The sequence below is a fragment of the Limibacter armeniacum genome (assembly GCF_036880985.1).
GTDB classification, from domain to species: domain Bacteria; phylum Bacteroidota; class Bacteroidia; order Cytophagales; family Flammeovirgaceae; genus Limibacter; species Limibacter armeniacum.
On record NZ_JBAJNO010000008.1, the window covers coordinates 1476398 to 1498420 of the forward strand.

Sequence of the window (22023 nt, forward strand, 5' to 3'; positions counted from 1 at the left end):
AGTCACAAGGACTTTTTTTATGCCTTTAGGTAATTATTAGAATAGTACAATAAATGATTTCATAAGGTAGACATTGAACCTTTCATGCAAAACTATCATTTCAATTATGATGTCGGTTGGTTAAAAGGTAAAGTGTTTTATTTGGTGAAACTCTGCAACCGATTGCGTTTTATATTGTTATGCTTATAAATGTTGCCTAGACGTTTTTCTTTCCATTTAATGAGGAAGATCATCTTTCAATCACCATTTTTTAGTAAGATTGTATAAATCGAAGACATTATATAACAATTCACTATTGTTCTAAACTAGTATGGAAATAACTAAAGTACAAAAGCCAACACTTAGCTTCTGGCAGATCTGGAACCTGAGTTTCGGCTTTTTGGGAGTGCAGTTCGGGTTTGCGCTTCAGAACGGTAATGTAAGCCGTATTCTGCAAGCATTAGGAGCAGACGTACATCATCTAGGTTTCTTTTGGTTGGCAGCTCCAGTTGCCGGAATCATCATTCAGCCTATCGTAGGGGCAGCCAGTGATACCACTTGGACTAAATTGGGTCGAAGAATTCCATTCATCTTGGCAGGAGCTATCTGTGCTACTATAGCAATGTTCCTGATGCCCAACTCCGAGATTTTTACAGCCATAATGCCCGCCATGTTCTTTGGCGCACTGATGCTGTTGATTATGGATGCATCCTTTAATATTACCATGCAGCCTTTCCGTGCATTGGTAGGGGATATGGTACCGGCATCTCAAAGAAACTTGGGTTATTCTGTACAAAGTTTCCTGATCAATACAGGTGCAGTAGTAGGGTCATTATTACCTTTTATCTTGACGCAGTTTGGTGTAGCCAATGAGCCTGCAGCAGGTGAAAAGATTCCTGACTCAGTAATTTGGTCATTCTACATTGGTGGTTCTGCATTGATTCTGTCAGTTATCTGGACTTCATTTAGAACAAAAGAATATCCACCAGAAGAATACTTTAAATACAATCCGGTAGAGAAAACAGAGGAACAAAAACAAGAAAAAGAGAGCTTCTTCAAAACGTTGGCTGGTACGCCGAAGACCATGATGCAATTGGCGGTGGTACAGTTTTTCTCTTGGGTGGCTTTATATATCATGTGGGTGTATACAACTCCTGCTATTGCACAACATATTTGGGGGACAGAACCAGGAGATGCTACTTCAGCAGCCTTTAATGAAGCAGGTAACTGGACTGGGGTAATTTTCGGTGCATACAGTTTCTTTGCAGCGATTTTCTCTTTAGTAATGCCTAAGTTGGCAGAAATGACTAGCCGTAAGTTTGTATACAGTTTGTCATTGGCTTTGGGAGGTTTAGGACTGATCTCCATGATGATCTTTACAGATAAGAATATGCTCTTCCTCTCGATGGCGGGAGTAGGTGTTGCATGGGCTGCGATTTTGGCTATGCCATATGCAATCCTGTCTGGTGTGTTGCCTTCGGATAAGATGGGTTTATATATGGGTATTTTCAACTTTACCATTGCAGGTCCTCAAATCATTGCAGGGTTATTTGGTGGTTCGCTGATAGCGCTGTTCGATAATCAGGCAATTCTGCTACTGGCATTCGCTGGTGTATGTATGATATTGGGATCTGTGGCTGTCACCTTTGTAAAGGAAGATAAAACAACAGCTTAATTGATCGTAGTTGATATTGTAAAGCCCTTCAGTGCAAATAGCGCTGAAGGGCTTTTTTATTGACTGCAAATATCATTTACCTTAAGAAGGCATTAGATTATAGTTAGAAAATCACGAATTCTTTTATATTTATTAAAGACTACTATAAAACCTTTACTACTTCAACTCCCCAGAATACTGGATGTCTCTGACCATTCAAAAGACCTTTCACTTACCTGATTATAGTAACCTGAATGCTCATGCTAAAGAAAACCCAATTAGGAAAACTCTCACTTTATAAATTATTGATAATAGGTGGGACAGGATTAATGTTGGCGAACCTGTTTGCCATTTTTAGCTTGAATACCTTAAACCCTGATTTGACCAATGTAATCAAGTTGGCCAACCAGAATACATTACTTACTCAGGAAATGGTTCTGTATGCATGCTTGTATGCAGACAAGGAAAACCTAGAGGCAAAGAAGGCTGCTTTGGAGGCTTTTAGTGAGCATGATTTAGTAATAAAGCTGTTGAAAAATGGAGGGGAGACTTCAGATGGAAGTGGTTTGAGTGAAGTAAAAGATGTGCAGATGCTTTACTTGAATCAGGTGGATAAAAAATGGGCATTATTTAGTCATCATATGAAAAATATATTGGAAGAGCCCTTTTTTCTGGAGCAACAAGTATTTGACTTGAATATTGACTATTCCCAAAAGTCGGATTCTGTACAGATGATGAAAATGGTAAAAGTAAAGAACCCACTTGTTCAAAAGAGTATTGAGTACATAGGTAATCATGTTGAAGATATGCAGCATCGTGATGCCCAATTTGCCGAATCTTTAGAAGTACTGAGAGAGCGTAAGGTCAGTGAAGAAAAGCGAGTGTTGGTTTGTATTCTGGTGTTGAATGTTTTGGCAATCATATTTGGGTCATGGCTAATAAAGAGTAAAGTGGTCAATGCATTACGTAAGCTGACAGGTGTTGCCATACAGTTTGCTAAAGGGGAATATAGTGATCATCAACCGGATTTAGGTATTCTGGAATTAAACAGGACAATAGAAGCTGTAAACACTTTGGGAGGTAAGTTGAGAGGGGTTACAGCCTTTGTGGAAGCTTTTAACAGACGAGAGTTTATTAAAGAGCGGTATGATTATTATAAATACCATAAGGACTTTTCGGGAGATTACTTGATGCAATTGTTACTCAAGACCAGTGAACAATTTATTTCTAATTATGAAAACGATCAGTACCGAATATGGAGAAATGAGGGGCTTGGTAAATTCACAGCTTTGCTCAGGTCTGATATAAGTGATATGCATCAGTTGGGACGTTTGGTGATTTTGGAATTGGTCAAGTTCCTGAATGTGACCCAAGGTGCCATTTATTTTGTGGAAGAAGGACAGTATGAAGGAGACGAGCCTTATATGATGAGAATAGGAAGTTATGCTTTTGGTAGGGAGAAAGAAGTACAGCAGACTTTCAAGAGAGGTGAGGGCTTGTTGGGAGAGGCATGGCTTGAAAAGGAAGTAATACATTTGAATGAAGTTCCTGAGAACTATCTTGAAATCCGTTCTGGACTAGGAAATGATAAACCCAGAAGTCTATTGATTGTACCTTTGACCTTGAATGGATATGTAATGGGTATTATAGAGTTGGCTTCGTTTGATTATGAATTTGATAAAAGAAAGATAGATTTTATGAAGGAACTGGCAACTGGCTTAGCTTCTGACTTGTTGCATTTGGAAGATGGGACAAAGCTGAAAAAGCTTTATAACGATGCTGTTAACCTGACCAATGAGCTGAAAGCACAAGAAGAAGAAATGAAGCAGCAGTTGGACATGCTTGAAAAGATGAATGAGGCAGCAAGGGAGTCTGAAGAAAATATTGCCATGATGAAGCTTAGGCTGGATGCGATTGTTGAAGGTTCACCTGATGGAATACTCATTATAAATGATGAGCAGAAAATCGAGAAAGTAAATAATACCTTGCTTCAGCAAACGGGTTACAAGAAAAATGAATTGATCGAAAATCATTTGGCTAAACTCCTGAAATTGGAGACAGACTTTTCCTTTGAACAAACCTCAATGATATTTTCACAGATGATCAGGCTTGATTATTCTCAGGATCCCGTAATAGTATATATCAATGCTTATGTGGAGAAAGGGGATAAGAAAGCAATCCTTTACATAAGAAGTTCTCAAGAACTGGCAGATAAAACCCATGAATTGGGAATCTGTCAAGAAGAGAAAAAAGCATTGCAGGTAAGGCTAGAAGAGGCACTGGGAATGTATAGAAGGAATGAGAATGAAGAAGAGGACTAAATGCTATCTAAAACAAAAAAGCTTCGAAATATATACTTCGAAGCTTTTTTGATTAGTGCTGTAAACACAGCTTATGCTCTTGGGAAACCGTCTCAGTAAAAGAGCTTTTAGGCAAATCTGGAATGACCACTTCAAATGTGGTATAGCCATTTTCACTCCTGTAGTGGATGTCACCCTGAATTCTTGAGATCGCTTTTTGCACCATATACAAGCCTAGACCATGTCCTTCAGATACTTCAGAACCTTTGAAGAACATCTCAAAAACTTGACTTCCAAGGTCAGCGGAAATTCCGATACCGTTATCTTCTACTTTGAGAATCAGGACATCTCCTCTTTTGAAAGACTTGATATAGACTTGTGGTTTCTTATCAGATTTGAATACCAACGCATTTTCCAAAAGGTTAAACATAATTACTTCAAGCATAAGCCGAATGGAATTGGTTTGTGACCCTTCAGAGAAATTGGTAGTGATCTGGATACCGCTGTTTGAGATACGCTCCTTCAGTCTTTGACTGACAGATTGATAAACATCAGACAAGTCAACTATAGCGGCTGTGCTTTGTGAGTATTGGATATCATGAATACGTCTCAATTTTTGTAGCTGCTCACCCATATTGCCAGCGATATTGTTGATACGATCAATAATATCCTTGCTTTCAGTTGTATGGTCAATCATGGAGGCTACCTGACATAATCCCGTAAGAGTAGCCACAGGACCTTGTAGGTCGTGAGATGCTTTATACAGGAACCTATCCAGCTCCTGATTGGTCATGGCCAGTGCTTCTGTTTTTGACTTTACAGTCTTTTCAAGTTGAAGATTGGAATCAGAGATATGTTCATTGACCTTTTGGAGTGCCGCAGCCTGTGCAGCTATTTTTTGCTCACTCTCAAGGATATTACGATTCAGTTCACGTAGCACACGGTTGTGTTTACTCTTTTTACTGTATCCATAAAGCAGGAAGCTGATGATGCTGATAATTCCCAATGCAAGCAGAATCTCAACAGCCTTTACCGCATATTGCTTTTTGGTAGCTTCTTTTTTTATCTGCTCATTCTTATGTGAAATCTGAAGTTCTGCATGCTTAAGTTGTTGCTTGAGTGCCTGTTTTTGAGACAGCAACAAATTGTTGACGTCTGTCATACTCAGCTTTGAAAAAGCATTTTCAAACAGAACCCTATATTTATAGGCATTTTTGTAGTCCCCTTTTAGTGCGTAGTACTCACTTAATGTCTTAAGTGAGTTTAAGTTATTCAGTTTAGAAGAATCATCAAGGGTTACATAAGGCTGAAACATCTCAGCATCTTCCTCAATGATCCTACTTCCTTGCGCACACAGGTTACTGTAAAAAAAACATATTAACAGTGTAGTCAGAATATATCTGTGCATGGAATATGAAGTTGCTTGACAGAATGCCAAAACAGGTAAACAATAGAATTCACCAGACATAATACCTCAAAGTAGGGCGAGGTAGTCCAATGAGCACATCAGTTATTGCCGGTTAAATTCAGATTCAAAAGTAAGATTGTGTAGTCAATTTAACTTTATGTAACGGACATTCACAAAACGCATTTGTGAATGATTCCAAAGTATCATGCTTGACTGATTCACAAAAAAACAAACAGACAGTGATGTGATGAAGTTTGTAAGAAGAAGATTTATTCGCAGTTATTAGCTATTGTTTACGCTATATTTTTAACACTACTTAAAAAACACTTCCATTACAGCCCATTGGATTACATAAAACAAGCCTGACCCAATTACCGTCGAAACAGCCAATGCTTTTACCATATTGAGGTTCTGGTGTGCATTTTCAGTTTTAACACGACTCTTGATCATGATTTTTTCGGCAATATTCAGTTGGTTGACTTCTATTTTACGCACTTTTTGAGGCCTTTTGGCCATGATCGTGTCTTTGGCTGTAGCAAAAAATGTATGAGGCTTCTGTTGTTGGTTGCCTTTGTTCATTCCAAATCCCATATATCCCATAGTAGTAGTAATTTGGTGAATGTGTAGTTTTTGAAAGGTAGATTTATCAGCAGGGCTGATGCTTCGTCTTAGTGGTTGTTCCTTAAATTATCCAATTTGAGGGACTTTTCCTACTGTTATTGTTTTGCTGCTAACGGTAGAGGAACTCAAGACCATTTACTTTTGAATTTTATTCCCAATTATAAGGTTGAACAATGTACAGTGATATGGTATGGTCCATATTGAGTTCATTTTATTGATACCTGATCTTGATACAAGAAATCCAAAATTTCATTCTTAAGAAGGCGAAGAACGTTCTTAATTCAATCGCATTTTATTCCTCAGTAGTGGCTTTGTCATATATGGTGCTGGCAATTGTGGTTAGAAATGTGGAGTACCTTGAAATGGTGAAAGGTTATAAAAAGACTTTAGGGATAGATTTTGTCAATAGTGAGGAAAATGCAAGGCTAATTCTGGGAGGTTTGGTTGGTGGAATTATTTCATTGATGGTCTTTAGTTTTTCGATGGTAATGGTGGTAATCAATAGGACAATGGCAACTTTATCTCCACGGGTTGTCCCAGGTATTATTACCAAGAAGTCTCACCAGATTGTATTGGGGTATTATATCGGGACCATCGTTTTTTGCTTGATTACCATTACAGGAGTTGGGGAGGAGTTTGATGGAAAAGCGGTTATACCGGACTTGGGAGTACTGATAGCCTTGTTTTCAGGTATCGGTTGCTTGGTGATGTTTGTGTACTTTATTCACTCCATTTCCCAGTCCATACAGGTAGACAATATTCTCAATGGAATCTACAGAACAACATTGAATGGAATGCAAAAGGCTAAGGAGGGTGAGAAACTTCCCGAAAGTGTATTCAAGCATGAAAAAGAAGACGAGGAATGGGTTAGGGTTTATGCAGCACAAGTTGGGTATTTAAAGAAAGTCCATACGAAAGCCCTATGTGATTTATTGGATGAACATGACTTGAAGTTGAGTGTGCTGATCAGGATGGGAGATTTTACGGTAAAAGGCTTTCCATTCGTTAAGGTTAATCGCAGTTTGGAAGAGGATGAGTCGCTGCAAGATAAAATACAGTCAAGCTTTGAGTTTTATCAGGAGGAGTTTACACAGGATCATTACCGGTTTGGCTTCCGTCAGATCACTGAGATTGCAGTAAAGGCACTTAGCCCAGGGATCAATGATCCTGGTACAGCCGTAAAAGCGATAGACTTGCTGACAATTCTGTTTATTGAACGTTTGTCGCTGTTCGACTTTACCGTAACAAAAGGCAAAGAAGATGTACCCCGCCTGTTTGTAAGAGAGCCTACATTTGGAGAGTTGCTGTATGAGTGTATCACTCCAATAAGGAAATATGGGAGGGAGGATACATTGGTTATGGCCACGATACTGAAGCTTTTGGAAGATTTGACAATTGTATCAATTAATAAAGCGAAACAAGAAGAGATTTTGGAACTGGAAAAGCTGGCAAAAAGTGTCTCTTCGGAAGCAGATAGGTACTTGATTAATCAATTGGATAGAGCAAAAATTAATGAATATCTGTCCAATATCGAAAGGTTACTACAGAACCAAAATGGAAACAAAAGCTTTTCAATCCAATTGGAAGTAGAGACAGATGATTGAAGATAATAACCCAATTAATAATATGAGCAAAATAGCATTGATTACAGGAGTGAGTAGAGAAATGGGGTTGGGCTTTGAAACGGCAAGACAGCTGGGGAAATTAGGATATAAGGTTATCGTCACAGCTAGAGAACTGTCCAAAGTAAAACCCTTGGAAGATAAACTGAGAAGTGAGGGATTGGATGTCCTTTCTGAAAAAGTAGATATTACCAATGAACAGCGTGTAGCGCAATTGGCCCAAGAAATTGATGATGATTTTGGGAAGTTGGATGTGCTGATAAATAATGCAGGAGCCTTTTATGATGCTGGGGGAGACCCACTGACGGTTGATTTTGACTTTGTAAAAGCAGCATTGGATGTTAACCTGTTGGGTGCTTGGCGTATGATCGCCCATTTTGCCAGTATTCTGGAAAAAAGTGAGAATGGTATCGTGGTCAATGTATCAAGTGGAGCTGGTGCAATCTCTGATATGTCGTATGGTTTTTTGTCAGGTAGTGCTGATACACCAGTTTATAGTGTCAGTAAATTGGCACTCAATGGGCTAACCATAAAAATGGCAGAACACCTGAAAGGAAAAGTGAAAGTCAATGCCGTGTGTCCTAGTTGGGTAGCGACTTACCCAGGAACAGCTGAGTTGGGGGCGAGACCTGTAGAAGAGGGGGCGAAAGGGATTGTGTGGGCAGCTACATTACCTGAAGACGGACCAACAGGAGGGTTCTTCAGGGATGGAAAATCCATTGATTGGTAATCGATAGAAGCGTGAAGAATAGACAGGAGAAGTTCAGGACAAATAGAAACTTTGAATGTGATTAACAGTATTATTCAGTTAAATTTTTATATTATTAACTTATTAAAATACTATTTCTGAATTGCTGTTTAAACTAACTATTGGAAGAAAATGAGAACCCTATCTATTATTTTTTTACTGTTTGTGTGTGTTGGGTGTAAAAAGGAACTGAAGCCAATTACGATTTATATGGTTGGTGATTCTACAATGGCAGACAAGCAACCTAACAAAGCACCCGAGACTGGTTGGGGACAAGTCTTTCCCCAATTTGTGAACGAATATGTTGCCATTAAGAATCAGGCTGTAAATGGTCGAAGCTCCAAGTCATTTCTAGGAGAAAGTAGATGGCAACCTGTCGTAGACTCATTGCAGGTGGGTGATTATGTCTTTATCCAATTTGGGCATAATGACCAGAAAAAAGATTCTCTGCGCTATACTTCGTTGGATGAGTATAGAGCCAATCTGAAAAAGTATGTGGAAGAAACAAGAGAGAAAGGGGCGAATCCTATTCTTTTTACTTCGGTTATGAGACGTAGATTTGATGAAAATGGAAAGTTTTATGATACACATGGTGGATATCCAGAAGTGGTGAGGGAAGTTGCCGAAGGTTTAAATGTTCCGCTGATAGATCTCCATCAGCAGACAGAAATGCTGATAACGGAGCACGGCATCAATGACTCAAAAAAGCTTTTCTTAATACTGAAAGCAGGTGAGCATGACAATTACCCAGAAGGTAAGGATGATAATACCCATTTCAGTGAATATGGTGCTGTTAAGGTGGCTCAATTGGCAGTGAATTCCATAAAAGGATTAGAATTACCACTTGCTCAGTACTTGAAAAATTAACCTGCTAGGTATAAGTGAGGTATGGTCAATATAAAGCAGGTAATGGTACTTTTTTAGGGTAGTTGATCTCCATTCTATAGTTTTGCTGTAAATTTGAATGAACTGTTCTAATCAGCAAAAGATATATGGATTTCAGCAACCAGTTTTGGCAGAAAAGATACCTCCTTACCGACAGTCGAAAGCTTATAGCAGCAGGCGACACCCTGTTTTTTGCCCTACAGGGAAATAACCACGACGGTCATGGTTTTATACCTTCACTTTATCAGCTTGGAGTGAGGGCTTTTGTGGTCAGGAAAGACTTTAATACTGCAGAATATCCTGATGCTGATTTCTTCTATACCAGTTCTCCTCTTCAGGTTTTACAGGCATTGGTAGCATATCGCAGGGAGCAATTTAACCTGACAGTTATAGGAATTACGGGAAGTAATGGTAAAACCATTATCAAAGAGTGGCTTTATTCCTTGCTTGAAAAGGATCGAAAGGTTGTGAAAAGTCCTAAAAGTTATAACTCTCAGATAGGGGTTCCACTTTCCGTTTGGGAAATTAGTGAGGCGCATGAGGTAGGAATCTTTGAGGCTGGAGTTTCTCAAAGTGGAGAAATGGAGCATCTGGAAGTTATGATCAAACCCAATATTGGAATATTTACCAATATAGGTTCTGCTCATGATAAGGGTTTTGTAGACAGGACTGAAAAAGTACAAGAGAAGTTAAAGCTGTTTGAGAATGCTGAGGTGTTGGTGTATTGCAAGGACCATCAACTGATAGATAAAGAAGTTCAGAAATGTACTTGCAGAAAGTTTTCATGGGGATTGACTTCTGATGCTACGTTGCAATACAAGGAAATAGGTTTCAGTAAACTGGGTAAAAATATTGAACTGAAATATCAAGATGAGGTCTTTCAGTTGAGAATACCGTTTACAGATGCAGCTTCTGTTGAGAACAGTATGCACTGTATTGCTTGCCTCTTGGTGATGGGCTATTCCTTTGAGGAAATTGCCGAAAGAATTGCTTTGCTACGTAGGGTGGGAATGCGATTGGAGTTAAAGCAAGGCAGACACAATTGTAAACTGGTAGATGATACTTATAACAATGATTTGGCAGGACTAATGGTAGCGCTGGACTTTTTGGTTCAGAATGCGGGGCAACTTACCCGAACCGTGATTCTCTCTGACTTGTTGGAAACAGGACGCGACCCCGAATGGGTTTACAGCAATATTGCAGAGCTGTTGAAAGGAAAGGGAGTTACGAAACTGATAGCTGTAGGTACCAGAATCATGGCAGGGCTGAAGTATTTTGAAGGGATTCAGGTGATGGTTTATCCTGATACGGAAAGCTTAATTCAAGATATAGGCAAGGCTTTGTCTTTTAGCAATGAGATAATTCTGGTCAAGGGTGCTAGGATGTTTGCCTTTGAGAGGGTGGTTAGTAGCTTGCAGGAAAAGGTTCACGGAACACGCCTTGAAATTAGTCTGGAGTCTGTAGAACACAACCTGAATTTTTATCGAAGCCTTCTGGCTCCTGACACCAAGCTCATGGTGATGGTGAAGGCATTTGCCTATGGCAATAGCAGGTATGAGTTAGCAGGACTACTCCAATATAACTTGGTGGACTATCTCGGAGTCGCATATGTGGATGAGGGGATTGAATTAAGGGAAAATGGCATCAAGTTACCAATCATGGTGCTTAACCCTTCTGAAGATACTTTTGACAAGGCATTGCAGTATGACTTGGAGTTGCAAATGTACAGCATGCAACTGCTGAAGGCTTTGGCTGAGTGGAAACAGGACAGGGGTTCGGCTCATGACCAGATTAAGGTACAATTGAGTTTTGATACTGGGATGAGACGATTGGGGTTTGAACCTGCTGATTTGGAAAAGCTGTGCAATTTTTTGATCAGAAATGCACATTGGCTGAAAGTGACAGGAGTGTTTACTCATTTAGCTGGAGCTGATGAAGAGGTACATAATTCCTTCTCTAAACAGCAGTTGGATACATTCTCGACAATGGCAGCTCACCTTGAGCGTCAACTGGGGTATAGTGTCATCAAACATGCTATGAATTCAGCTGGAATTGTCCGTTTCCCTGAAGCGCATTTTGATATGGTCAGGTTAGGGATCGGTTTGTATGGGGTTGATCCGACAGCGATCAGCCACCATATGTTGCAACCTATCAGTACATTGAAGACATCTATTTCTCAGGTTAAATATATCAAGGAAGGGGAAACTGTTGGATACAGCAGAAAAGGGGTAGCAGAACGCCCAACGACCATTGCAACAATCGGTATCGGTTATGCAGATGGTTTTGACCGTCGTTTCAGTAATGGAGTAGGCAAAGTGTTAATTAATGGACAACTGGCGCCTGTTATTGGCAATGTCTGTATGGATATGACAATGGTTGACATAACAGGTATTGAAGCTGCAGAAGGTGATGAAGTTATTGTATTTGGAGAAGGACTGACGATCAGTGATCAGGCTAAAGCAATAGGTACAATTCCTTACGAAATCCTGACCAGTATCAATGAAAGGGTCAAAAGGGTATTCTACGCTTAGCGGCTTGGTACAAGCTCAATAGTAGCAATGTTGGTGACATGCTCCTGACTGACTAATACTGTACGGGTATAGTCTGCATATCCTTCGGCTGTAACAACAAGCTGATAGACGCCAGGAGCAAGGTCACTAACCATAAAACCTCCTAAACTTTTTGTCTGTGTGGTTGTAATTGGCTCTACAGCGTCTTGGTTATAAACAAGTATTTTGGCTGGGCTGGTAGTTGAAAGTTTACCACTAATGCCTGTGATTGGGTGAGAAGAAGCACTTAAGGTTGGATGGAAGTTGTAAATCCCAAAGTCATTGATCGATACGGCATTGTTAGATCCAGTGGAAAGATCAATGTTGTAAATTTTACCTGATTCTATTCTTTCATCTGTATCGAAAACCAGCTCTTCAGGGATGTTGAGCTTGTATTCCTCATCATTGACCACAATTGAGTTGGCAACACCAAGTGAAAGCTTTATTTGTTCGATAGTACCTGAAGGGATGCTCCCATAGCCAACCAAAGGCTGTTGGTCAGTATTGTTTAGGTTATGGATAAATGAAGCTCCATCCAAAGAAATCCATTCCTTGTCATTATTTTCCATTCTTACCCAGACCTCTTTTATATCAAGGTAAATATTATTGTTTGGGTTGGGCGAATCAGCTTTCAGGTGTACCATAATAGAGGCATTTTCCTTGGGCTCAGGATCATCATTGCTACATGAATACATACAGAAGCTTAACAGAAAGGTAAAAGAGAGGAATGTAAGTTTGTCCATCAGAGTCCTATTGTCAGTTAGATTGCTAAGGCAGAATGAAATTTTAAAAGCATTCATACTGTCTTAGCAACTATCTTTTAACAATAAAACCAGTTAAAGATTTCCAAATGTTTGGGATTATTTAGCAAACAATAGAACATCATTGAATTGTCCTTTAAAAAAGGTCCTATTCAGGAGATTGATCAAAGAATTCATCAAAAAACGCCAAATGGTAAGGGACTGACTTATTCCAGTAATCCCAGTTGTGTTCACCCGGTCTTTCCATGTAGATGTGAGGATACTTAAGCTCCAGAAGCTTTTGATGCAATTGGCGGTTTACCTCAATAAAAAAGTCATCAACACCACAATCTATAAATAGCGTTACCTGGCCATCCTTTAACTTTTCAGCATTGGCAATAACCGTATGAGATTCCCATACCTGTGTATTGGACTTATAAGGGCCTAACTTTTTGCTAATTTGCCAACTCAAAGGCCAAGGAGTGAAGTCAACTCCTCCGCTCATGCTAGCTGCTGCCCCAAATGTATCAGCATGTTTGGCAGCAAGGTAAAGTGCACCATGCCCCCCCATACTTAACCCAGTAATGGCTCTGCCTTTTCTGTCCTGAATAGTGCGGTAATGCTGATCAACCCATTTAACGACTTCCTTACTGATATAGGTCTCAAATTGGCTTTTAGGATCAATGGGGCTGTCAATATACCAGCTATTGAAGTCTCCGTCTGGACAAACGACAATAAGTTGTAGCTCATCTGCATATTTAGATAGCTCAGGGAATGAACTGGTGTAGTTAGAGAAATTACCTGAATGTCCGTGTAGCATGTATACTACTGGGAATGACCTGTTAGCATCAGTTTGGTAAGCATCAGGAAGGGTAACTGTTGCTTTCCAGCTTTCGTTCATAGTGGCGCTGTGAATCGTTACAGTATCTGTTTCTGCTGCAAAGACCGCAACAGAAAGGAGGAGGCTTCCTAGTAAGGTAAAAATGTGTCGCATTGCTGAATGGTTTAAAATTGGGAATTAATGGTATGAATTAAAGAAAAAATTGTAAAGGAAGAAAAAATGCACCACAACAAAAAAGCCGCAGGATTACTCCAGCGGCTTTTTGTATTAGCTAGTAAAGGTTTGCTTATTCAGCAGACTCTTCAGTAGCCTCTGTAGCTTCAGCAGATGCCTCAGCAGTTTCGTCAGCTTCTACAGTAGCTTCTACAACTTCAGCAGCAGCAGTAACGTTCAATTCGATTTCTACGTCATCGTAGATGAACTTGTCAGCAGCGTCACCAAGGATAGACTTAGAGCTATAAGTGATACCGAATTTAGTTCTGTCGATAGAGAATTTAGCTGCAACTGTAGCAGTACCTTCAGCAGTTTCGATAGTAGCTGGGAAAGAAACCTCTTGTGTAGAGTCTTTCAAAGTCAGCATACCAGTTACGTTGTAAGCACCCTCAACAGCTTCTACTGAAGAGATCTCGAAAGATGCAGTAGGGAAGTTCTCAACGCCGAAGAAATCATCAGCTTTCAGGTGACCTACCAGTTTAGCGTTCATTTCATCCTCAGCAGGGATGTCAGAAACTGCAACAGAGCTCATGTCGATAGTGAATGAACCTGATTTTACTGTACCTTCAGCGATTTCGAAAGAACCTTCGCTTACACTGATAGTACCGAAGTGCTCACCACCTACTTTTTTACCAGTCCACTTTACAGAGCTAGCAGAATCAACGATAGCGTAAGAGCCAGCTGCAAGACCTTCAGCTGCAGCAGTCTCAGTAGTTACACCTGCTTGTGCTTCTTCAGTGTTTTCTTGTTTAGCGCCACATGCAACCATAGCAAATGACATAAAACCGATCGCGGCAAATTTAGTAGCCTTGTTCATACAAATTTGGAATTAGTTGTTGGATAAATAAATGTTTACACAAATGAATTTGCACTCCAAATGTAGTATGGAGTTTGATAAATATAATACAATTTAGTATTAAAATTATCTTAATTTTTGAATTTGTATTATTTCAACAAAAATACAGGATTCTGTTTAGGCAAAAAAAATGCCGATTTGGATGGGGTGGGGTTGTAGGTACCTAGTTTTAAGATTTGTAGAGGGTTTTTTAAGTTATTTTACCAAAAATCAGGGGTAGTTATCAAAAATTAGCAAATAAAAAGCCCTTCACCGTTGTAAAGTGAAGGGCCTTATAGGTTGCAACTAGCTTAGAATGTGCTTACTTCAGCTGTGATTCCAGTGCATTTATGCGGAACATAGCTTTAGCATAGTAGATTCCAAGAGGGTATTGCTTAATATATTCTTTATATGCCTCTACAGTGTCATGCTGTTCAGCCTCTTTCCAATCTTTTTCCTCTTTGTTCTGTGAATCATTTTTCAGGTCATTGATACGACCCTTAGCTTCATCCCAATACCTTTTCTCCTTTGTCAGGTTGAGGTAGTTAAAGTAGGCACTCATAGAGTCTTCATCGATGGTGTTTTTCCATAGAATATCCTCTTCGTCATCCTCACTTTCTGTTTCTTCTATTGCAGCAACAGGTTCCTCAACTTCTTCTTCAACTATTTCTTCCGTATTGACTTCTGGTTCAGCGAAGTCAGTAACAGGGCTTTCAGAAACTGTCTCTTCTACTTCATTGAAGTGAGATACAGTAGTTTCTTCTTCCGTTGTTTCAGATATTGACTTCTCCATGGCAGCTTTATAAACTTCCTCAAAGTCGCTAGGAGGTGTTACAGGTGCTTCCTCTACCACTGCTTCTTCCGTTTTATCTTCAGCTCTGTTCAGTTCGTTGATACGGCTGTAAGCTTCAGTCAGGTAAGCATTGTCTTCTGAGTGGCTCAGGTATTCACGGTATGCATCAACTGTATCTTTTGACTTAGCATATTGCCACAGGCTTTCTTCATCAAGGCTTGTAACGTCAACATTTTCCTCAACAGCGTTACTTACAGGAGTTGTTTCTACCGAAGTATCCTCGCTTGGAGTAGAAGTGGTCGTTTCTGTGAACGTTGCTGTTTTGTTGCTGCTACCTTCCTGACTGCTCAGTTTGTTGATCATGTAGTAAGCATCAGCAATATGCAGGGACTCTTTTGTATAGTTGATATAGTCCATGTAAGCCAAAACAGTGCGCTCCTGTTCAGCACGTTTCCATAGGTCGTCTTCAGACAGTGCTTTCAGGCTAGCTTCATCACTTGATTCAGATTCAACTTCAGACTGACGTTTTGGCGCTTTCTTCTGTGCTGTAACAGCAGGTTGAGAACGCTCAATACTAGGCGTTTTAACATTGTCCTCTTTTTCTGACTGCTCTTCCTTATCAAGAATACCCGCAATCAGTTCTTCAGCTGCTGAGATTTCTTCAGTAATGTTAACTTCAAATGAAGTCTCATTTTCTACTGCTTCTTCAACCTCTTCCTGCTGCTCTTCTGCTAGTATTGGTGTAGCTACTTCTTCAGTAGGTACTTCTACTTCCTGTACAGGCTCTTCTTGAGTGCTATCAGCAACAACACTCTCATCTTCTATGGCAGGTGTTTCCTCTACTACAGCTTCAAGAGTTTCCTGAACTTCAGTTTGAAGCTCATTATCAATGGCAGGAATTACTACTTCCTCCGCAATTGAAGAGACTTCTTCTGTTACAGGTGTCTCAGTATTTGGTGCAATTCCGTTCACTGAAAGCGATTCAGAGATCTCTTTAATCACATCTTCAACAGGCTCATGTCTCAGTTTTGAAAGCAGTGCCTGATCAAGTCCGTGAATAGAAGTACCATTCACTGTCACTGTTTCGTGACCATTAACTTCAGGTACTTCAGTAATATTTTCTTCTTCCACTACTTCATTAGTGACAGTAGTAGGAGTTACTTCATTGTCAACAACTTCGTTAGCAGGAGCTGGAGTCTCATTTTCTGGTTGAATAGACCTAAGCTCAATTACTCGCTGCTTGGCTTTAGTAATGTGCTTGCCTTGCGGGAAGACACTGATATAGAAATCGTATGCTTCTTCTGCATTCCAAATAGCAGTACGCTTCCAGAAAGCATCTTCCAGTTCACCCATTACTTCATCCCTGATTGATTGGCGAAGTGATTCTTCTGTTTCTTTGGACAGCCCTTCTTCAGCTTTTGCAGGGGTTTCTTGTGGTGTAGTGTTAAATTCAGATTGGAGCTGTTGACGAATCTCGTCTTCCAACTCTACTTTTACTTTTTCACGGATAATGTTTTCCTGTACGATAAAGCGCTCGCACTCTTCCATACGACGGACTACAACAGGGTCACTGTGCGTTTTCATAGAACTAGCATAGTTCTTCATAGCTTCGCTATAGTTGCCCTTGAAGTAAGCCTCATCGCCCTTGTGGCGAAGTGTGATAAACTCGATTTCCTGAATACTCTTGTCTAGTCTTTCTTGGAAGCTGGCATTGTTAGTGTCATCCAGTTTTACAAGTTGTTCGTACAAAATCTTGGCATTCTCGAAGTCCTCAGCCTCAAAATGGCGGTTGGCTTGCGCAGCCAATGAACGGATACTTCCTTCTGTTGAGGTCGGTAATTGGTACAATGCTGTAGCTTTATTAAAGGTGGCATGAGCTTCCACAAATGCTTCTCTATTGTATGCCGCTTCTGCCTGAGTCAGTAGTTCAACAAAAGCTTTCTTTTTGCTGATTTCTTCGTCTTCAGGGAAAAGCTCAGATGCTTCTTTCAGGTAAGGTCTTGCAGACTGGTAAGCAGCATTAACAAAATGCAGGTCTGCATCTTCTTTCAGTTGAATGAACTTAGCATAACGCTTGTTGAATGCGAGTTTAAACGTTCCCTGATCACCTTTGCTGATAAGCGGCTTTATATCTTCAGATACATGTTGGAATTTCTCAAAAATATCATCCAAAGTGATGGTTGCTTGCTGTTTTGAAATGCCGTTTTCAAGTATTTGAACCAACTCTTTTGTGAAAAGTCCTGACGTGACATTGTCATCAGTTGGAGTTGATAGGAATACTTTGTTTGGCAAGTCAGATCCATATTGGTCAAACAGCTGAACAACCAGTTGGTTAGGCTGGATATCAGATTCGAAGTTAAGTTTTTGATACTCGGCGTCAATCAGGAAAAGGATGCGTTGTGCTTCAGTTTCCTTCAGGATATCGATGATTTCTTCAAGCGCAATACCATTCACATGTGCTTTTTCCAATGTGGAATTACCTGTCATAAAGAACAATCGTTCCTTTCTCAATACCACATAACCATTGAAGCAAATTATGAGTGTATCCTTGGATTCTTCAGCAGCGCTAGCCAGTACTTCTTTGATGCGCGTATTGTCCTCCTTGTCAACAAGGGAAACAATGTTTTCCTTGGGCAAGCCGAGTACTTGTTTATCAACAAATGCAGACTTAAGTGAGTCTAGCTCTTGCTGAATTCCGCCAATAGGCGCAAGGGATTCATCTTTCGGAAATTCCCCGACGCCGATGATTACTGCTTTGGTTTTAGCTGTGTGAATCGTCAAAGACATAGTAGTATCTTACTTAACCTGTTTGAATGCAACCTAATAATGAGTTACTATAATGTGCTCTCTGCTTAAAAAATGCGTGAATAAGAAATATTCAAAAAAGCGCATTACAGCTAGTTTAGTAACGGTTTTGTTGTTTTTATATTCTCTATTGTTTGGATTTTTTCAATAGTAAGTAGAATAATATCACTCTGAAAGATAGTGATCCCTGTTGTTTTGTGCAACAGGGGAAGTTTTTAGGTGGTAATAATTGTTAATAAAAGTCGATTATTCTTCTTCGTCCGCATAGTTGAATCCATGGTCACCTTCTTCTTCGTCCTCAGGTTCAATGGTTTTACGAAGGAGGTTCCAGTCTGCTAGAAAATCATCAGGGTAAGGGCTGCTTTTTTCCTCGTCAGACAGCGTTTCTTTTTCCTTTTCAATTTGCTTTACATCAGGTGTTTCTTCATCGCCTAATTCATCTCTTCTGTCGGCTGCTTCAAGCGCTTCCCAGTTAATCTCGCCTGACTCATCTACCTCTTTCGCCTTTTTGTTCTTGTCCTCTGCCATCATCTTAAGCTTAAATATTAATGTGAATTACAAATCGGTAGCAAAGATATGGATTTTGAAAGGATTTGCAGGATTGAATTTGATAGGTTTCCAAAGTATGTTGTAAAGGTCAGAGAATGCCTGACCTTTATTTGAGAGTGTGTTTTCAATAAGCTACATGTACATCAAAGTCTTCGATAGTCACCATTGGGACCACAAAAGTATGTCGATATTTGCTGACGGTGTTGAGGTCCTTGTCTTTTGGGTGACGCATCTTGTCTTTGATTTCGGATATTTGTTCCCTGTCAAGCCCAAAGTCAATCAGTTCGAGAGAATAGACAGGAGAGCCATCCATTGATTCGTAATGCGCCCTTTTTCGGACGATTGCGTAGCGATGTTCTTCCATAGTAATCAGAGAGTTAATCGTTGAGAAATAATACGTTTGAAGAGTCGTCAGTTATGTCAATCAAAGCGGGTTGGAGACCCTGTTTAAATTGAAAATCAATTAATCAGCCATTTCGTTCCTGAAAACTACCCCGAAGGCAAATAAAAAGCACTGACCGTAAGATCAGTGCTTTATTTTTATACTTCAGATGGATATAGCCCTTAATGAGCTTCCAGCCAGTTTTGGCCAATACCTACCTCAACTTCCAATGGAACCGCCATTTGATAGGCGTTCTCCATCAGTTCTTTCACTTTTTGTTGCAGTAATTCAAGCTCATCGTTGTGAGCATCGAAAACCAATTCATCATGCACCTGCATAATCATCTTTGATTTAAGGTTATTCTCCTCAATCCACTGCTGGATGTCGATCATGGCTTTTTTGATGATGTCCGCTGCTGAACCTTGGATAGGGGCGTTGATGGCATTTCGTTCTGCCATACCTCTTACCGTAAAGTTACGTGAGTTGATATCACGTAGGTAACGGCGTCGTCCCATAATGGTTTCTGCAAATTCATCGTCACGCGCCTTGTTGATCGCATTGTCCATATAGGCTTTTACTGAAGGGAATTCTTCAAAGTACTTGTCGATCAGTTCGCCTGCTTCTTTCCTTGGGATATTCAATTGCTGAGACAGACCAAATGCAGAGACACCGTAGATAATACCGAAGTTGGCAGTCTTGGCTTTTCGACGCATGTCGCTGTCCACTTCTGATTCAGTTACCTTGAATACCTTGGCAGCTGTAGCGGTGTGAATGTCTTTACCCTGTTTGAATGCGTCAACCATATGAGCATCCTCACTGAATGCTGCCATAATGCGCAACTCCACTTGAGAGTAATCGGCTGCAAGAATGGTGAAATCCTTATTTCTTGGAACAAATGCCTTTCTGATCTCACGACCTTTCTCCGTTCTGATCGGAATATTCTGAAGGTTTGGATCAGTACTGCTCAAACGACCTGTAGCAGTTACTGCCTGATTGTAAGATGTATGGATAAGTCCATCTTTCTTGCTGATCATTTTAGGAAGGGCATCTACATAAGTAGACTTCAGTTTCTGTAACTGACGGAACTCCAAAATATCTGAAACAATCTGATGATCGTTGGCAAGGTTGATCAGGATTTCTTCACCAGTAGCATATTGCCCTGACTTTGTTTTCTTAGGTTTCTCTACCAGTTTCAGTTTTCCAAACAGGATTTCACCCAACTGTTTTGGAGAACCTACATTAAACTCTTCACCTGCCGCTTCGTAAATTGACTTTTCTAAAGCAGCAATGGTTACTTCAAGTTCCTTGGATGAGTTAGCCAAGTTTTCAGTGTCAATCTTGACACCGTTCATCTCGACTTCAGCCAGTACCTTTACCAAAGGAATTTCTATTTCCTCTAACAGTTTCTTCAGTTTTGGTTCCTTGTCCAACATTGGTGCAAAAACCTGCTTCAATTGCAATGTAATGTCTGCATCTTCAGCAGCATACTCAGCTGCATTTTCAACAGGAACTTCACGCATGCTTAACTGGTTTTTACCTTTTTTCCCAATCAGCGTTTCGATTGAAACCGGTTCGTAATTCAGGTAAACAGTCGAAAGGTGATCCATGCCATGACGTTGCTCAGGGTGAAGTAGGTAATGAGCTAGCATGGTATCGAATAGAGGTCCGTTGATCTCAATACCATAGTTGCGCATCACCATCATATCGTATTTCAGGTTTTGGGCAATCTTACCTACTTTCTCATTTTCAAATACCTCCTTGAACTCACTGACTATGGCTTTGGCAGCTTCCTGATCCTCAGGAATTGGTACATAGTATGCTTCATGAGGACGGTATGCAAATGACATCCCTACCAGTTCAGATTCTATGGCAGACAAAGAAGAAGTCTCTGTATCGAAACAGAATTCGTCTTGTAAAGACAGGAAATGAATGAGTTCCTTGCGAAGCTCAGGCGTGTCAATTAGCTGATAGTCGTGAAGTGTATCGTGGATAGTACCAATTTCAGTAGGAATTTCTTCTTCAGGCTCCACTTCAACAGTGGTAGCTGTAGTAGCTTGTGTTGTCGGTGTGTTACCAAAAAGGCTCATCTGACCTGTAGTCGTAGGACCTTGTTTGGCAGCAGTTTGGCTACCATCATCTCCGAAAATTCTTTTGGAAAGGGTGCGGAATTCCAGTTCGTCAAAAATTTTGCGAAGTTCAGCTTCATTGTAGGTGTCATAATGGAGAGCTGTTTCATCAAATGCGATAGGAACATCGATCTTGATAGTAGCCAGTCTTTTGGACATCAAAGCCTGCTCCTTGTTTTCCATTACTTTTTCCTTCTGCTTGCCTTTCAGCTTATCGGCATTGTCCAAAAGGTTTTCGACAGTGCCGTATTCCTTCAGCAACTTAACCGCTGTTTTTGGACCAACACCAGGTATGCCTGGGATATTATCCACAGCATCACCCATCAAACCAAGTAAATCAATTACCTGATCTACGTTGTCCAAGTCAAACTTGGCAAGTACCTCAGGAATACCCAAGATATCGATGTCATTACCTCTAGTTGCAGGCTTGTAAAGGAATATATGGTCTTCCACCAATTGGGCGTAGTCCTTATCCGGTGTCATCATAAACACCTCAAAATCTTTTCTTGCTGCTTGCTTAGCCAATGTTCCAATGATGTCATCCGCCTCATAGCCATTCATCTCAAGGATTGGAATGTTGAATGCCTTGACAATCTCCTTTACGATCGGAATAGCCACACTAATATCTTCAGGGGTTTCCTGTCTGTTGGCTTTGTACTCCGTATACTCCTCATGTCTGAAAGTTGGAGCACTTGTATCAAAGGCTACCGCAATGTGGGTAGGTTTTTCCTTTTTAAGGATTTCAAGCAGGGAATTGGTAAAGCCCATTGGGGCACTTGTATTGACTCCTTTGGAATTGACCCTAGGGTTTTTGATCAGGGCAAAGTGCGCTCTGAAAATCAGCGCCATTCCATCCAGCAAGAACAGTTTTTTTGAAGGCATTTATCTTTAGTCTATCTATTATTTGTGATTCATTTTGGTGCTACAAAAGTAGGGAATTACGGGAGAAATCTAGTAATGGAATTCAAGGGAG

15 protein-coding genes are annotated in these 22023 nt (G+C 40.2%); 6 read left to right on the plus strand and 9 right to left on the minus strand.

Annotated features, from left to right (window positions below):
* Positions 1–310 precede the first annotated feature (310 nt).
* Positions 311–1654, plus strand: coding sequence for an MFS transporter (locus tag V6R21_RS12120; protein WP_334243877.1), 1344 nt, complete (start codon positions 311–313; stop codon positions 1652–1654).
* A gap of 239 nt (positions 1655–1893) precedes the next feature.
* Positions 1894–3954 carry a GAF domain-containing protein gene (locus V6R21_RS12125; protein WP_334243878.1) on the plus strand — a complete coding sequence of 687 codons (2061 nt, stop codon included), beginning with the start codon at positions 1894–1896 and terminating at the stop codon, positions 3952–3954.
* 52 nt (positions 3955–4006) lie between these two features.
* On the opposite strand, the gene V6R21_RS12130 is transcribed toward V6R21_RS12125, so the two are convergent.
* Together V6R21_RS12130 and V6R21_RS12135 are read right to left on the minus strand one after the other, a co-directional pair.
* On the minus strand, positions 4007–5341 hold the full coding sequence (locus V6R21_RS12130) for a sensor histidine kinase (RefSeq protein WP_334243879.1): 1335 nt from the start codon (positions 5339–5341) through the stop codon (positions 4007–4009).
* A 312-nt stretch (positions 5342–5653) separates the two neighbouring features.
* Positions 5654–5941, minus strand: a complete 288-nt coding sequence (locus V6R21_RS12135) for a hypothetical protein (protein WP_334243880.1) — start codon at positions 5939–5941, stop codon at positions 5654–5656.
* A gap of 248 nt (positions 5942–6189) precedes the next feature.
* Here V6R21_RS12135 and V6R21_RS12140 point away from each other — a divergent pair, with 248 nt between their 5' ends.
* The 4 genes from V6R21_RS12140 (at position 6190) to V6R21_RS12155 (ending at position 11748) form a co-directional block, all read left to right on the plus strand.
* Positions 6190–7566 (plus strand): DUF2254 domain-containing protein, encoded by a 1377-nt coding sequence (locus tag V6R21_RS12140; protein WP_334243881.1) that lies wholly within the window; start codon positions 6190–6192, stop codon positions 7564–7566.
* A 22-nt stretch (positions 7567–7588) separates the two neighbouring features.
* The gene (locus V6R21_RS12145) at positions 7589–8314 is read left to right on the plus strand and encodes an SDR family NAD(P)-dependent oxidoreductase (protein ID WP_334243882.1); all 726 of its coding nucleotides are present in this window, start codon (positions 7589–7591) and stop codon (positions 8312–8314) included.
* A gap of 150 nt (positions 8315–8464) precedes the next feature.
* Positions 8465–9199, plus strand: coding sequence for a rhamnogalacturonan acetylesterase (locus V6R21_RS12150; protein WP_334243883.1), 735 nt, complete (start codon positions 8465–8467; stop codon positions 9197–9199).
* Between the two features lie 125 nt (positions 9200–9324).
* Positions 9325–11748, plus strand: a complete 2424-nt coding sequence (locus V6R21_RS12155; RefSeq protein ID WP_334243884.1) for a bifunctional UDP-N-acetylmuramoyl-tripeptide:D-alanyl-D-alanine ligase/alanine racemase — start codon at positions 9325–9327, stop codon at positions 11746–11748.
* Here the strand turns inward: V6R21_RS12155 and V6R21_RS12160 are convergent.
* The 7 genes from V6R21_RS12160 to polA form a co-directional block, all read right to left on the minus strand.
* Positions 11745–12509, minus strand: a complete 765-nt coding sequence (locus V6R21_RS12160; RefSeq protein WP_334243885.1) for a carboxypeptidase regulatory-like domain-containing protein — start codon at positions 12507–12509, stop codon at positions 11745–11747. The two genes, V6R21_RS12155 and V6R21_RS12160, sit on opposite strands and share 4 nt — an antisense overlap.
* Positions 12510–12675: 166 nt before the next feature.
* Positions 12676–13500 (minus strand): alpha/beta hydrolase, encoded by an 825-nt coding sequence (locus tag V6R21_RS12165; RefSeq protein WP_334243886.1) that lies wholly within the window; start codon positions 13498–13500, stop codon positions 12676–12678.
* 133 nt (positions 13501–13633) lie between these two features.
* On the minus strand, positions 13634–14377 hold the full coding sequence (locus V6R21_RS12170; RefSeq protein ID WP_334243887.1) for a YceI family protein: 744 nt from the start codon (positions 14375–14377) through the stop codon (positions 13634–13636).
* 340 nt (positions 14378–14717) lie between these two features.
* Entirely contained in the window at positions 14718–17975 is a 3258-nt protein-coding gene (locus V6R21_RS12175) for a tetratricopeptide repeat protein (RefSeq protein ID WP_334243888.1), read from the minus strand.
* A gap of 264 nt (positions 17976–18239) precedes the next feature.
* Entirely contained in the window at positions 18240–18524 is a 285-nt protein-coding gene (locus V6R21_RS12180) for a hypothetical protein (protein ID WP_334243889.1), read from the minus strand.
* Positions 18525–18666: 142 nt separating this feature from the next.
* Complete coding sequence (locus V6R21_RS12185; RefSeq protein ID WP_334243890.1) at positions 18667–18906, minus strand: hypothetical protein; 240 nt, start codon at positions 18904–18906, stop codon at positions 18667–18669.
* Positions 18907–19106: 200 nt separating this feature from the next.
* Positions 19107–21932: a DNA polymerase I gene (gene polA, locus V6R21_RS12190; protein WP_334243891.1), complete on the minus strand. Its 2826-nt coding sequence runs from the start codon at positions 21930–21932 to the stop codon at positions 19107–19109.
* Positions 21933–22023: the final 91 nt, after the last annotated feature.